Raw genomic sequence first — 12,593 nt, 5'->3', positions numbered from 1 at the left:
TTACTTGAGCGGGGACACCCGCGTATCGGCGCCGACATCGAGACGCGCGGGGGCATCCGTCGGCTGAATATCTTCCAGGCGCTGGCCGGTCGGTTCCACACCGAGCCATGCCACCACCACGATCTGAATGGCCAGCAAGCCGATCATCAATGCAAGCACGCCGACTACGCCGTAATGCCCGAAGAGCGCCACAACAATAAACGGCGTGACGATGGTGGCACCCCGGCCAAGCGTATTGCATATGCCCGATGCCCGCAGGCGCACTTCAGTCGGGAACAGTTCGGGCACGTAGATCGCGAACAGCAGGGCGACCAGCACATATATGGGGATCACGAGCAGCAGGCCGACGACCGGCAACATGACCGGGTTGCTCACGAACGGATAAATAGCGCCGAAGATGATCGCGAGGAAAGATGCGCCGATGATGGTGGGCTTGCGGCCCCACCTGTCGGCGGTCAATGCGCCGATGCCCGAACCGATGGGCGCACCGATCGACATCACGAGCGCATAGCCGAACGACTTCGCAATGCTGAAACCCTGATGAACGAAAAACGTAGGCAGCCAGGTAACGAAGCCATACAGCAAGGTGTTGATCACCACCAGCGTCACGCATCCAACGATCATGCGCGGCAACATCGCCCCGGTGAAAAGCGAGCCCAGCGCACGCGAGGGCGCAACGGAAGGCTTCGGCGATGGCGCGGGCAACGTGCCGCCGTGTTCGGCCTTCACTTCCGTTTCGATCTTCGAGAGAATTGCTTCGGCATCCTGATGGCGCCCGACCGACTCCAGCCAACGCGGGGACTCCGGCAGCGATTTACGCGCGTACCACACGCCGATTGCGCCGATCCCGCCGAGCACGAACATCGCACGCCAGCCCATGGCAGGGATCAGAAACAGGCCGATCAATCCCGCCACCGGCAAGCCCGAGACCACGAACACGGCCATCAGTCCCTGCATCTTGCCGCGCGACGCGGGCGGCGCGAACTCGGTCAGCGTCGAATAACCGACGACGTTTTCCGCGCCGAGCCCCAGGCCCATCACGAAGCGAAAGGCGATCAGCACCATCATGTTCGGCGCGAGCGCAGCGCCCAGTGAGGCGATGCCGAATACCATCAAGTTGGTCTGGTACGTGAAGCGCCGGCCGAATCGATCGCCGAGAAAACCCGTCGCCAGCGAGCCCAGCATCATGCCGAAGAACGTGAGCGACACGAACAGCGCGTTTTGGCCGAGCGTGGAAAAACCGCTTTGCAGCGTGGCGCCGAGGACGGTCGAGGCCACGTAGATATCGAAGCCGTCGAAGAACATGCCGATCCCGATCAGCCACATGATGCGCTTGTGAAAGCCCGATACCGGCAGCCGGTCCAGGCGTGCGCCTGCATTCACATTCATTTCCGTCTCCTGCAAACCATCGAGGGTTTGTCGTAATGCATGACCGGTTATTTCGATGCCATCAGCCGCAACGCCGACACCGTCAGCGTTTCCGTCGCGCACCGGAAGTTGTGTTCGAGCGAGCTTTCCTCCGCGTTCTGGAAGAAGGACTTGCACTGCCGCGCGCCGGTTGCATCGAGTGCGAGGATTCGTTCAACGAGCGCATCGGTATCCGCCTGCAACGCGTCGGGCGCGCAGACGCGGGTCACGAGGCCGGCGGCCAGTGCGGCGTCGGGCGTGATTGCGTCGCCGAAAAGGAGCATTGGGAACACTTGCTTGGGCAAGGCGTAGCGGCCGAGGTAGGCCATGATCGCGGCCGGCGGCAAGCCCTTGCGCATCTCGGGAAAGGCGAGCTTCGCGCTGCCCGCTACCAGCGTGAAGTCGCACAGGATCGCAAGACCAAAGCCGAAACCGAGCGCATCGCCCTGCACCTCGGCAATCGAAATCATCGGCGATGCCCGCAGTAGCCGCTTCAATTCGATCAACCGCGAGACTTCGCGATGAATCGAAACCGCGTCCGTTCCGGCGCGTTCCCGCCCTGTGCAGAACGTTTCACCGCTTGCGCGAATGCGCAGCACGCGCGCCGTAGGCAAGGTTGCCTCGCTACGCAAGACGGCGATCATGGCGTCGAACATGGGCGCAGTGATTTCGTTGCCGGCGGCGGCATTGTTCAGCGTAAAGGTCAGAATTTCTCCCGATCGATCGATCACGACCGGGTCCGGCAAGCGCGCGTGGTCCAAGCAGCCTCCTGTTGTATAATCACCTGTATAAGCTGTATACAGCGTATTCATCGAACAACGGAAAGTCAATGGCCTCTGCAACGAAACCTGCTGAAATGGAAATTACCGATCGTGTGCCCGAGCAGGCGCTCGAAACCATCGGCCGCAAATATCACTCGAAAATGCGCATGGTCGACGCGTCCGGCGACTCGCTCAGCGACGGCGTGGTCGTGCCGGCGTTGCGAGAGGCGATCGTGGAAGGTGTGCTGGCGCCGGGAAGCCGGCTATCGGAGGTGCAGGTCGCGAAGCAATTGAACGTCAGCCGCACGCCGATGCGTGAGGCGTTTGCACAACTCGAACGCGAAGGCCTGGTGACCGTGGTGGCGCGCGTAGGGGCGTTCGTGCGGTCCGTGACACTGCGTGACGTTGCGGAGATTTACACAGTGCGCACGGCGCTCGAATGCCTCGCCGTTCAGCTTTGCGCGGAAAACATCACGACGCTCGGGCGCGCTCAACTGGAAGACGTGATCGGCGAGATGCGTGCGAATGTGGCCGCCAATGATCCCGCGGCGTACGTGGATGCCCTCGACCGCTTCTATTCGATCGTAATGACCCTCGCCGATAACCGCACGCTGCAGGCAACGCACGCGAGCCTCATGGGTCCGGTACGGCGCTTGCGTCGGATTGCGATGGCGCGCGGCGGACGGATGCGGGCATCGTTTGAACAGGCCGTAAAGATCAAGGACGCGATCTCCACCGGCGACAACCGCGTGCAGGACCTGATGCGAGAGCAACTGCGTGGCGCATGCGAAGCAGCAACGGCAGTATTGAAGGAAACTGAGGGCTGAACCATTCACCTCACACCCGGGACCAACACGTGACTTCAAGTGCCTCTGCTACACCAGACATGAAGGACTTGTTCAAGTCGATCTGGGATTCCTTGCGTGCAGGCGCCGGCGCCGGACGATCGCCGTTCAGCGTGCTGCAGGCGGCGACTGTAGGCGTCGATGGAAATCCCAAGGTTCGGACCATCGTCTTGCGCGATGCAAACGAAGAGCTTGCTCGTCTTTCATTTCACACGGACATCCGTTCCGGGAAAGTCCGCGAACTACGCGCACGCCCGGCCATTTCGATGCACGGGTACGACGCCGAGCGACTCGTGCAGATTCGCGTGGAAGGCATTGCGTCTTTCGTGACCGATGAAGCCGAAAAGCTGGCCGTGTGGAATTCGAGCCGGCCGCGTACGTTGATCTTGTATCGATCACCGGTTGTGTCGGGAAGTGTTATCGATGACCCCGCCCGGGCCGCCGCGCCTGATGCCGCGGACCCCATGCTCGGCTACGAGAACTTCTGCCTCGTGCATGTTTCGGTGCGGCACATCGACTATCTCGATCTGTCGAACGAGCCGCACCACAGAGCGCAGTTTCATGTACGTGACGATGGCGCCTTCCAGGGGCAATGGGTCGCGCCATAAGACTCAAGGCGCTTACGCTCAGGCCGCCTCGCCTGAGTCAAGAATTGCCCATCGCGGTTTTATCGACCCTTTGTTGATCCGCTATGCGACGCGTTTTCCCTCCAGATAGGTCGCACGCGGAATCGGCAGACGATCGGACATAGCGACGCGCACGAAGTCCGCTCGCAAGCCGATGGCGATGGCGCCCCGGTCTGTCAGTCCCGCCGCCTTGGCCGGCGCGGATGACACCGTTCGCATTGCTTGCGGCAGGGACCAGCCGGCTTTATCGACGAGATCGAAGGTCGCGGTCAGCAGGCTCGAAGGCACGTAATCCGATGACAGGATATCGAGCAATCCGGCCCTTGCCATTTCGAGCGCCGAGACATTGCCCGAATGCGATCCGCCGCGCACGATGTTCGGCGCACCCATGATCGTCGAGATTCCACGCTCGCGCGCCGCCTCTGCCGCCACGAGCGTGGTCGGGAATTCGGCCAGCACGATGCCGTCTTCCGCCGCTTCGAGCACATGGTCGACCGACGTATCGTCGTGACTTGCGAGCGGCAGGCCACGCGCCTTGCAACGCGCGACGATCTCCGTCCGATGCAGCCGCGCATACCGCTGCTGATCGCGGGTCAACTCGTCGAGCATGGTGTTCGCGTGCGCATCCGTCCATTTGCCGTGACGCTCCTGATACTTGCGCCATTGCACGGGGTCGTGCCATTGACGCTGGCCCGGCGTATGGTCCATCACCGAAACGAGCCGAAGCAGAGGATGCGAAACGAGACCATCGAAAACTTCGAGCACATCCGCCGCCGCGATCTCGCAGCGCAAATGCAGGAAGTGATCGACACGCAACAAGCCCTTCCCCGCAAGGCGTTCTATTGCCCGCGCGTTATTGGTCTGCAACTCCTTGCCGCGCACACCCACGCCCCCACGTGAGCCGATGCCCAATGCATCGAAGACGGTCGTGATGCCGGCGCTCGCCACTTGCGCATCATGCACGACGATCGCGGCATCGGAATTCCATAGCACGCCGGGACGCGGCGCGATGTGTTTTTCGATGTTGTCCGTATGCAGTTCAACGAGGCCGGGCAATAGATAATCGCCGCCCCAGTCTTCGGCGTCGCCGGCTGAAGTCGTGCCGGGCGCAACCTCGGCAATGCGTCCGTCGGCAATGCGTACAACACCTGTGAACTCTTCGTCGCGAGTGACGATTCGCGCGTTCTTGATCAACATGTCTGCAAGGTTTCCGTAGTCGTGGCCGCCTGCCCGGCGGGAGCGTTGAGTTGGATCAGACGAGTCGCGACGCGTTCGCGCGTGTCCTCGTCATGGAAAATGCCTACGATCGCCGCGCCCTGCTCGCGCGCTTCGACTATGAGATCGGCGACCACCTGCCGGTTCTCTGCATCGAGCGATGCGGTGGGCTCGTCGAGCAGCAAGAGCGGCTGCCCAGCAATCAACCCGCGTGCGATGTTGATACGTTGTTGCTCGCCGCCTGAGAACGTGGCTGGCGCGAGCGTCCACAAACGGCGCGCCACGTTCAGGCGTTCCAGCAGGACACCGGCCCGTTCGCGCGCTTCATCTTCATTCATGCCGCGCGATACGAGCGGCTCGCTCACGAGATCGATGGATGAAACCCGCGGTATCGCGCGCAAAAACTGGCTGACGTAGCCCATGGTCGTGCGGCGCAGGCGGATCACGTCGTGCGGTTCAGCATGGGACAGCGACAGGGACCCGGATGCGCGGCTCTCGTCGCGAATGGTAACCGTGCCGCGTGTCAGCAGATAGTTGCCGTACATGCAGCGCAGCAAGGTGCTCTTGCCGACACCCGAGGGCCCCGACAACACCACGCATTCGCCGCGCTCCACATCGAGCGATACACCGCCCAGCGCTGCAATGCTCACACCGCCCTGCTGATGCAGCGTGAAAGTCTTCTCGACGCCGCGCGCGCGCAGCATCAACGTCTTGCTTTCGGCGAAGGCGGCGTCGTCCGCGAGTTCTTTGAAGCGATTGGCGTTCATTCTAGGCTCTCAGACGGGCAGCACGGACGCTACCAGCGTCTGTGTATAGGGATGTTGAGGATCGTCGAGGACCTGATCGGTCAGCCCGCTTTCCACCACGCGGCCATCCTTCATCACCATCAACCGGTGCGCAAGCAGGCGCGCCACGCCAATATCGTGCGTCACGATCAGCGCTGCAAGATGCAGCTTGCCGGTCAACGTGCGAAGCAGGTCCAGCAATCGCGCCTGCACGGATACATCTAGCCCCGCCGTCGGTTCATCCATGAAAACGAGGCGCGGTTTCGTCACCAGGTTGCGCGCGATCTGCAGCCGCTGCTGCATGCCGCCTGAAAACGCGGACGGCAATTCGTCGATACGCGCGGCATCGAGCTCGACCTGGCTCATCCAGTCGGACGCTGTCTCGCGAAGCTTGCCGTAATGACGGGCGCCGTTCGCCATCAGGGGCTCGCCAATGTTCGCTCCCGCCGATACACCGTGACGCAAGCCATCGCGTGCATTCTGATGCACGAAACCCCAGTCCGTACGAGCGAGCATCCGGCGGCGCGGCATGGGCAGCGCAAGCAGGTCGAGTACTTCGTGCCCGGCCGTGCGATACGTCAATGCGCCATCGTCCGCAGGGGTGCGCAAGGCCAGCGCGTTCAGCAAGGTCGATTTCCCCGAGCCCGATTCACCGACAATACACAGAACTTCGCCCGGATAGATGTCTATATCCACGTCGGCACAACCGCCGCGTCCGTTATAACGCCTGGTGAGTCCGCGTGCGCTGAGCAGCGGAGCTACGGATGAACCGTTCATGCATCCCCCTGTTCATTCGCAGCACGATGTTCCTGGCAATAGTCGCTGTCGGAACACACGAACATGCGTTTGCCCTCGTCGTCGACAATCATCTCGTCCAGGAAACTTTCATGCGATCCACACAGCGCGCATTCGTGTTCCCAGTGCTGGATGCTGAACGGATGATCCTCGAAATCGAGGCTCTTGACCTTCGTATAAGGTGGAATGGCATAAATGCGCCGTTCGCGGCCCGCTCCGAAAAGCTGCAGCGCGGGGTTCATGTGCATCTTGGGGTTGTCGAACTTCGGGATTGGCGAAGGCGACGAAAGATAGCGGTCGTTCACAAGGACCGGGTAATCGTAGGTCGTTGCAATGCTGCCATGCTGCACGATGTCCTCGTAGTACTTCACGTTGATCAGGCCATAGTCGGCGAGCGAATGAAGCTTGCGGCACTCGGTCACGCGCGGTTCCAGCCGGTAAAGCGGCTCGGGCATCGGCACCTGGTACACGAGGATCTGCTTGTCCGTCAGCGGCGTTTCCGGAATCCGGTGACGCGTCTGAATGATCGATGCATCCACGGTTCGCGTGGTCGTTGCAATGCCGGCCGTGCGCGCGAAAAAGCGCCGGATGTTGACGGCATTGGTCGTTTCATCCGAACCCTGGTCGATGACCTTCAGCGTATCGCTGCGCCCGATGATGGCGGACGTAACCTGCAATCCGCCCGTTCCCCAGCCATAAGGCAACGGCATTTCGCGCGATGCGAACGGAACCTGGTGTCCGGGGATGGCAATGGCCTTCAGCAACGCACGACGGATCATGCGCTTGGTTTGTTCGTCGAGATAGGCGAAGTTGTAGCCTTCTGCAATGCCAGTTTCCTGCGTACGCGCGTTCATGCTGCATTCTCCTGCTGTTCTTTTTCCAGACCCGCGCGCAGTCGCCGCAGCAACTCGAGCTCCGACTGGAAGTCCACATAGTGCGGCAATTTCAGATGCTGAACGAAGCCCGATGCTTCCACGTTGTCGCTGTGGGAGAGCACGAACTCGGCGTCCTGCGTCGGCGATGCGACCGTCTCGCCCAGATCAGGCGCGCGCAGTGAACGGTCGACGAGCGCCATTGCCATCGCCTTGCGTTCCGAATGGCCGAACGCAAGTCCATAGCCTTGCGTGAACGTCGGCGGCACGTCACCACTGCCGGCAAACTGGTTGATCATCTGGCATTCCGTGACCTCCATATCCCCGATTTCAATGGAGAAGCCGAGCTCTTCAATATCCATTTCCACCGCAACTTCGCCGTTGCGGATCTCGCCTGCGAAAGGATGCGTGTGCGAATAACCGCGCTGTGTCGCGTAGCCCATCGCGAGCAGGAACCCTTCATCGGCACGCGCGAGATTCTGCAGGCGAACCGTACGATCGACCGGAAACGTCAGTGGTTCGCGCGTGATATCGCCGGGTTCGGACGCATCCGCGTGCGCCCTTTCCTGCTCGATCAAGCCCTCCTTGTCGAGCAAGGCAAGCACGCGCGGCATGGGATCCTGCTTCACCAAGGGCGGCGCGATCTTCTTGCCGGCATCGGATGCAGCGCCTTCCGCAAGCAGTTTGAAATCAAGCAGCCGCTGGGTGTAATCGTAGGTGCCCCCCAGCATCTGTCCGCCGGGAATGTCCTTGAAGGCAGCGGAGATTCGCCGCTCGACGCACATCTCTTCTGTATCGACAGGAAGCGTATAGCCGAAACGCGGCAACGTGGTGCGGTACGCCCGCAGCAGGAATATCGCCTCGACCAGATCGCCCGCCGCCTGCTTGATTGCGAGCGCGGCGAGTTCTTCGTCGTAGACAGAACCCTCGGTCATCACGCGTGCGACGGCCAGCCGAAGCTGCTCGCGAATCTGGCCTACGCTGAGCTCTGCCAGCGCCTGATTGCCGCGGCGTTTTTCTGCGAGCAGGTCCCATGAACGTTCGATCGCGCGTTCGCCGCCTTTGACTGCAACGTACATCAGTCCACCTCCACGCGTGTTGTGCGGGGCAATCCGATCACCGAACCGCCACGAACGAAATAACAATCGACGCCGCACGGAAAGTCGCTCGCAAGTTGCGCGCGCTCGTGCCAGAACGAGGCAGGCACGCCTTCCACACAAACCGTTTCCGACTCGCGGATTCCGGGACCGCGCCACGTCACAGGTGCGCCGCTTGTCAGCGACTCCACGCGGATGAACAGCATCGCGGCCGTTTCCGGCGTCTCGGGTTCGCCAAGCGAAAACTCTTCAAGCGACGGCATGGAGTGTGCGTCGTCGAGATAGGCAAACACGGCTTCCGAACAATCGTCCGTCACCGGCGCGCCGGTGTGAAAGCGCAGGGCGTCGCTCAATGCTCGATGTGGATGCTGCAGCAGCACGGGCGTCGAGTAATCCGCGAGCGCGAGCAACGCAGCGTAGGCGGCAACCGGCACGTACGCCTCTTGCTCGTTCGCCAGAGCCGGCACGACCGTGTCTATGGAAACGATCTTGCCTGGCCGGGACAGTGCATCCAGCAGCGAGCGGAACACGCCCTGCGAGTCATGGATGGTATCGGTGAAACCAGGCGTGAGCGTGGTGAGGTCGATGCTTCCCGCACTCGCCCCCCGAGCATCCGCAGATGGCTTGTTACGTTGCATCAGTCACCTCTCACCATCGTGAAGAATTCAACTTTCGTGGCCGCCGCGCGCGCCTGCTTTTGCCGGCGGTTTGCAGCGATGCGCGCCGCAAGCGGCGCGATCACATGCTGCTGCATGCGTGCTTCGAACGCGGGCATTTGCAGCAGAGCGTCCGCGAGCGCGGCAAGCGTTGCACGCTCCTTGTCGCGTCCCATGTGAACTGCCATGCCGACCGTTGCACGCCCTTCGTCCGACCGGACACGCAGCGTTGCACGCGTCACGGTCACTTCGCCGAGATTGAACGCGTCGCCCGTCCCGCCCACTCGGCCGCGCACCATTGCCAGACCGATATCCGGCGCGCGCAGCCAGTCGAACTCCGGCGGACTGGCCGCGCCTAGCGCCGCGTCCATTGCAGCCTTCATGCTGGCGTGCGGCGTACGCGCCAGGATCGCCAGCCACTCGCGCCGGGTCGCGGGTTGCGCCAACTCGGACGGCCGCGCAGAAATGTTCATCGTCAACCTCGTGAATTTGGTGATGCTGCAGAATCCATACCCTACTAGACTAGTCATCTGGTCGTCTAGACGTTTACAGGTACAGATATAAATCGATCCAATGTGCCCCGCTTTCACATTTCCATCATCGGCGGCGCACTACAATGCCCATGACGATATTCAAACCGACAGGAATGACACCACCATGACATCCAACGAAACGGGGACACCGGGGCTTGCAGTCGAGCGCGGCGCGGGCGTGGCTGTGTGGCGCCAGATCGAACAGATCCTTTCGGCGGAAATTACAGCGAAGAGTTTTGGCGAAGAAGGCCGCCTGCCGAGCGAAGCAGAACTTGCGCGGCGTTTCGACGTCAACCGCCATACGGTGCGCCGCGCCATGCTGCGTCTTGCGGCGACGGGACTGGTCAGTGTCGAACAGGGACGTGGCACGTTCGTGCAGCCCGGTGCCATCGATTATCAGATTGGACGGCGCACGCGTTTTACCGAGAACCTGCGCCGCCACAATCAGCCGTCGGCGGGCGTGGTGTTGTCGAGCGAGAAGGTCAAGGCCGATCCGGTTGCGGCCAAGGCGCTCGGCATCCGCGCCGGCACGCTGGTCTACGAGATCGAGACGCGCCATGACTCCGAGGACGTACCGCTGACCTACGCGCGAAGCTGGTATCCGGCAATGCGGTTCGCCGATTTTCCGGCGGTGCTGGCGGGCAAACACGGCGTAAGCGCGGCGCTGGCCGAATTCGGCGTGACCGATTACACGCGCAAATGGAGCCGCATTGGTTGCATCTTGCCGAGTTCCGAAGTTGCGCGCCGTCTGCAGATCAACCGGCAGCAACCCGTCATGTGGGTCGAAAGCGTCGACGTTGATGAAGCCGGGGTGCCCATCAAATATGGCATCACGCACTTCGCGGCGGACCGCGTGCAATTGCTGGTGGAGGATGGCGTATGAGCGCGTGGACACCCGATGCACGTATCGCGCTTTACTACGCACCGCCAGCCGCATCCGCATGGTGGCATGCCGGCAGCGAATGGCTTGGCCGGGATGCTGAAACCGGCGAGTTTATGGAACCGCCTGTCGTTCCCGCGCTGGGCCAGCCGGTTGCGTCGCTGACCGTCGCACCGCGCCGATACGGCTGGCATGGCACCCTTGTGCCGCCGTTTCATATCGCCGAGGGTTACAACACGGAGCACGTCGTCCTGGCCGCAAAGGAATGGGCAAAGCGAATCGCGCCTTTCAAGGCCCCGCTGCAAGCTGCCGATCTCGGCCGCTTCGTTGCGCTTCGCGCGGCGCAATCGGAGCATGACGGAGCCATCCGCGACATCGCCGCAAGCGCCTTGCATGCCCTTGCCTCGCTGCGCGCACGGCCATCGCCGGAAGACACTGAAAAGCGGCTCGCGCCCCATCTCACTCCCCGGCAGCGCGCGTTGCTGCTCGAATGGGGCTACCCCTATGTGCTCGATGAATTCCGTTTTCACATGACGCTTTCCGATTCCATCGACTCCGAAGCGCAACGCACCGCGATCAGGACGCTCTGGCAAGCACGCAGCGAAGCGCTTGGACCACTTCCCTTCCATGGCGCGGCGCTCTTCGTTCAGGCGCATCGCGATGCGCCCTTCTCCCTTTGGCAGCGTCTGCCTTTCGCCGATGCAGGAGCGCGCGCATGAGCGCCGATCGGGGCAGACTGATCTACGTGATGGGACCATCGGGCGCGGGCAAGGATTCGCTGCTCGGCTTCGTTCGCGAACGGATCGGTTCGCAGGTGATGTTTGCGCACCGATACATCACGCGGCCTGTTTCGGACGGCGAGAATCACGTTGCGCTCACGCACGACGAATTCGCCGCGCGTCTGGCAAGCGGCGTATTCTCGATGCACTGGGAAAGCCTTGGGCTGCACTACGGCATCGGCGTTGAAATCGACGCATGGCTCGCGCGTGGTCTGGCTGTAGTCGTGAACGGTTCGCGTCAGCATGCGCCTGCAGCGCTCGAACGATATCCGCATACGCAATTCGTCCATATTCACGCGAATCCGACGGTTCTCGCCGCGCGTCTGGAACGGCGAGGCCGTGAAGATTCCAGGCAGATGGAAGCACGTCTCGCGCGACGCCCGGCGCTTGCGTTGCCGCAGGAAGCGCGGGTGACGACCATCGACAACTCGGGTCTGCTCGCCGATGCCGGACAACAACTGCTGGCTGCGATCAATCAGCCGCTGAAACTGGCCTGATGATGAAAAAGGCCGGTACGAACTTCGTACCGGCCGTTATTCCCGACGTCCTGAAATGTCAGATCACACGCTCACGCAGCCAGGCCGACCCGAGATCGATCAAGCTCACGATCACAATAACCATCAGCAACACTGCCGCGGTTTGCGCATAGTTGAACGAGCGAATGGCTTCGTACAGCACCACGCCAATCCCGCCTGCACCGACCATGCCCACGACCATCGCCGAACGCACATTCGATTCGAACCGGTACAACGCAAACGATATCCATAGCGGCATGACCTGCGGCAGCACGCCGTAGAGCACTTCGTCGAGACTGCTTGCGCCGGTGGCACGCACACCTTCGGCAGGCCGTGCATCGATCGCCTCGACGGCTTCGGCAAACAGCTTGGCCAGCACGCCCGTGGTATGCACCCAAAGCGCGAGCACGCCCGCGAACGGCCCGAGTCCGACTGCCACTATAAACAGCATCGCGAAGACCATTTCGTTGATCGCGCGGCATGCATCCATCACGCGGCGCACGGGTTGCGCGACCCAAACCGGCGCAATGTTATAGGCCGACAACAACCCGCACGGCACCGCGAATATCAGCGACAACGCCGTGCCCCACACCGCGACAGCAAGCGTCACGATCATCTCGTGAACATAGGTGCGCCAGTCGTGAAAGTCCGGCGGGAAAAAGTCGCGGCCGAACTGCACCATGTTGCCCGGGTCAGCGAAGAGATCGAGCGGACGCATGTCGGCGCTACGCCACGACAGCCCGAGTACGGCCACGAACGCGATCCACCCGAACATCGATAACCAGCTCCGCTTGGGTACGTGCAGCTCGGGCTTGATGGCATGCGGG

The 12,593-nt window shown here is 61.9% G+C and carries 15 protein-coding genes; 5 read left to right on the top strand and 10 right to left on the bottom strand.

Annotation, left to right across the window (positions count from 1 at the left end; all coding sequences use genetic code 11):
- Complete coding sequence (locus tag AXG89_RS16115; RefSeq protein WP_062002924.1) at positions 1-1,389, bottom strand: MFS transporter; 1,389 nt, start codon at positions 1,387-1,389, stop codon at positions 1-3.
- 47 nt (positions 1,390-1,436) lie between these two features.
- Positions 1,437-2,168, bottom strand: coding sequence for an enoyl-CoA hydratase/isomerase family protein (locus AXG89_RS16110; protein WP_062170808.1), 732 nt, complete (start codon positions 2,166-2,168; stop codon positions 1,437-1,439).
- Between the two features lie 68 nt (positions 2,169-2,236).
- Here AXG89_RS16110 and AXG89_RS16105 point away from each other — a divergent pair, with 68 nt between their 5' ends.
- Positions 2,237-2,995, top strand: coding sequence for a GntR family transcriptional regulator (locus AXG89_RS16105; RefSeq protein WP_062170807.1), 759 nt, complete (start codon positions 2,237-2,239; stop codon positions 2,993-2,995).
- Positions 2,996-3,024: 29 nt separating this feature from the next.
- A complete protein-coding gene (locus AXG89_RS16100; protein WP_236873447.1) occupies positions 3,025-3,621 on the top strand; it encodes a pyridoxamine 5'-phosphate oxidase family protein in 597 nt (198 codons plus the stop codon).
- 81 nt (positions 3,622-3,702) lie between these two features.
- Here AXG89_RS16100 and AXG89_RS16095 read toward each other — a convergent pair whose 3' ends face one another.
- From AXG89_RS16095 to phnG, 7 genes are read right to left on the bottom strand one after another with little or no spacing between them, the layout of a single operon-like run.
- Complete coding sequence (locus AXG89_RS16095; RefSeq protein WP_062170802.1) at positions 3,703-4,836, bottom strand: alpha-D-ribose 1-methylphosphonate 5-triphosphate diphosphatase; 1,134 nt, start codon at positions 4,834-4,836, stop codon at positions 3,703-3,705.
- The gene (phnL, locus tag AXG89_RS16090) at positions 4,830-5,621 is read right to left on the bottom strand and encodes a phosphonate C-P lyase system protein PhnL (protein ID WP_062170800.1); all 792 of its coding nucleotides are present in this window, start codon (positions 5,619-5,621) and stop codon (positions 4,830-4,832) included. Before phnL ends, AXG89_RS16095 begins: the two co-directional genes overlap by 7 nt.
- Positions 5,622-5,630: 9 nt before the next feature.
- Positions 5,631-6,416, bottom strand: coding sequence for a phosphonate C-P lyase system protein PhnK (phnK, locus tag AXG89_RS16085; protein ID WP_062170798.1), 786 nt, complete (start codon positions 6,414-6,416; stop codon positions 5,631-5,633).
- Entirely contained in the window at positions 6,413-7,288 is an 876-nt protein-coding gene (locus tag AXG89_RS16080) for an alpha-D-ribose 1-methylphosphonate 5-phosphate C-P-lyase PhnJ (protein WP_062002918.1), read from the bottom strand. Before AXG89_RS16080 ends, phnK begins: the two co-directional genes overlap by 4 nt.
- Positions 7,285-8,385: a carbon-phosphorus lyase complex subunit PhnI gene (locus AXG89_RS16075; RefSeq protein WP_062170796.1), complete on the bottom strand. Its 1,101-nt coding sequence runs from the start codon at positions 8,383-8,385 to the stop codon at positions 7,285-7,287. Before AXG89_RS16075 ends, AXG89_RS16080 begins: the two co-directional genes overlap by 4 nt.
- Positions 8,385-9,041, bottom strand: coding sequence for a phosphonate C-P lyase system protein PhnH (phnH, locus tag AXG89_RS16070; protein ID WP_062170794.1), 657 nt, complete (start codon positions 9,039-9,041; stop codon positions 8,385-8,387). The genes AXG89_RS16075 and phnH overlap by 1 nt, the downstream gene beginning before the upstream one ends.
- A complete protein-coding gene (gene phnG, locus AXG89_RS16065; protein WP_062170792.1) occupies positions 9,041-9,532 on the bottom strand; it encodes a phosphonate C-P lyase system protein PhnG in 492 nt (163 codons plus the stop codon). The genes phnH and phnG overlap by 1 nt, the downstream gene beginning before the upstream one ends.
- A 184-nt stretch (positions 9,533-9,716) precedes the next feature.
- Here phnG and phnF point away from each other — a divergent pair, with 184 nt between their 5' ends.
- The 3 genes from phnF to phnN are packed head-to-tail and all read left to right on the top strand — an operon-like array spanning position 9,717 to position 11,748.
- On the top strand, positions 9,717-10,475 hold the full coding sequence (phnF, locus tag AXG89_RS16060) for a phosphonate metabolism transcriptional regulator PhnF (RefSeq protein WP_062170789.1): 759 nt from the start codon (positions 9,717-9,719) through the stop codon (positions 10,473-10,475).
- Positions 10,472-11,191: a DUF1045 domain-containing protein gene (locus tag AXG89_RS16055; protein ID WP_062170787.1), complete on the top strand. Its 720-nt coding sequence runs from the start codon at positions 10,472-10,474 to the stop codon at positions 11,189-11,191. Before phnF ends, AXG89_RS16055 begins: the two co-directional genes overlap by 4 nt.
- On the top strand, positions 11,188-11,748 hold the full coding sequence (gene phnN, locus AXG89_RS16050) for a phosphonate metabolism protein/1,5-bisphosphokinase (PRPP-forming) PhnN (RefSeq protein ID WP_062170785.1): 561 nt from the start codon (positions 11,188-11,190) through the stop codon (positions 11,746-11,748). The genes AXG89_RS16055 and phnN overlap by 4 nt, the downstream gene beginning before the upstream one ends.
- Positions 11,749-11,806: 58 nt before the next feature.
- Here phnN and phnE read toward each other — a convergent pair whose 3' ends face one another.
- Positions 11,807-12,541, bottom strand: coding sequence for a phosphonate ABC transporter, permease protein PhnE (gene phnE, locus AXG89_RS16045; RefSeq protein WP_086386447.1), 735 nt, complete (start codon positions 12,539-12,541; stop codon positions 11,807-11,809).
- Between the last annotated feature and the right edge of the window lie 52 nt (positions 12,542-12,593).

It is taken from the genome of Burkholderia sp. PAMC 26561 (assembly GCF_001557535.2).
Classification (GTDB): Bacteria; Pseudomonadota; Gammaproteobacteria; order Burkholderiales; family Burkholderiaceae; genus Caballeronia.
This window is presented reverse-complemented; position numbering and strand designations above follow the sequence as displayed.

Excerpts from the sequence above, each read along its gene's own strand:
- AXG89_RS16075 (WP_062170796.1), bottom strand. The coding sequence starts at position 8,385 with ATGTACGTTGCAGTCAAAGGCGGCGAACGCGCGATCGAACGTTCATGG.
- AXG89_RS16115 (WP_062002924.1), bottom strand. The coding sequence starts at position 1,389 with ATGAATGTGAATGCAGGCGCACGCCTGGACCGGCTGCCGGTATCGGGC.
- phnH (WP_062170794.1), bottom strand. The coding sequence starts at position 9,041 with ATGCAACGTAACAAGCCATCTGCGGATGCTCGGGGGGCGAGTGCGGGA.
- phnE (WP_086386447.1), bottom strand. The coding sequence starts at position 12,541 with ATGTTCGGGTGGATCGCGTTCGTGGCCGTACTCGGGCTGTCGTGGCGT.
- phnK (WP_062170798.1), bottom strand. The coding sequence starts at position 6,416 with ATGAACGGTTCATCCGTAGCTCCGCTGCTCAGCGCACGCGGACTCACC.
- AXG89_RS16095 (WP_062170802.1), bottom strand. The coding sequence starts at position 4,836 with ATGTTGATCAAGAACGCGCGAATCGTCACTCGCGACGAAGAGTTCACA.
- AXG89_RS16105 (WP_062170807.1), top strand. The coding sequence starts at position 2,237 with ATGGCCTCTGCAACGAAACCTGCTGAAATGGAAATTACCGATCGTGTG.
- AXG89_RS16080 (WP_062002918.1), bottom strand. The coding sequence starts at position 7,288 with ATGAACGCGCGTACGCAGGAAACTGGCATTGCAGAAGGCTACAACTTC.
- phnG (WP_062170792.1), bottom strand. The coding sequence starts at position 9,532 with ATGAACATTTCTGCGCGGCCGTCCGAGTTGGCGCAACCCGCGACCCGG.
- AXG89_RS16055 (WP_062170787.1), top strand. The coding sequence starts at position 10,472 with ATGAGCGCGTGGACACCCGATGCACGTATCGCGCTTTACTACGCACCG.
- phnN (WP_062170785.1), top strand. The coding sequence starts at position 11,188 with ATGAGCGCCGATCGGGGCAGACTGATCTACGTGATGGGACCATCGGGC.
- phnL (WP_062170800.1), bottom strand. The coding sequence starts at position 5,621 with ATGAACGCCAATCGCTTCAAAGAACTCGCGGACGACGCCGCCTTCGCC.
- phnF (WP_062170789.1), top strand. The coding sequence starts at position 9,717 with ATGACATCCAACGAAACGGGGACACCGGGGCTTGCAGTCGAGCGCGGC.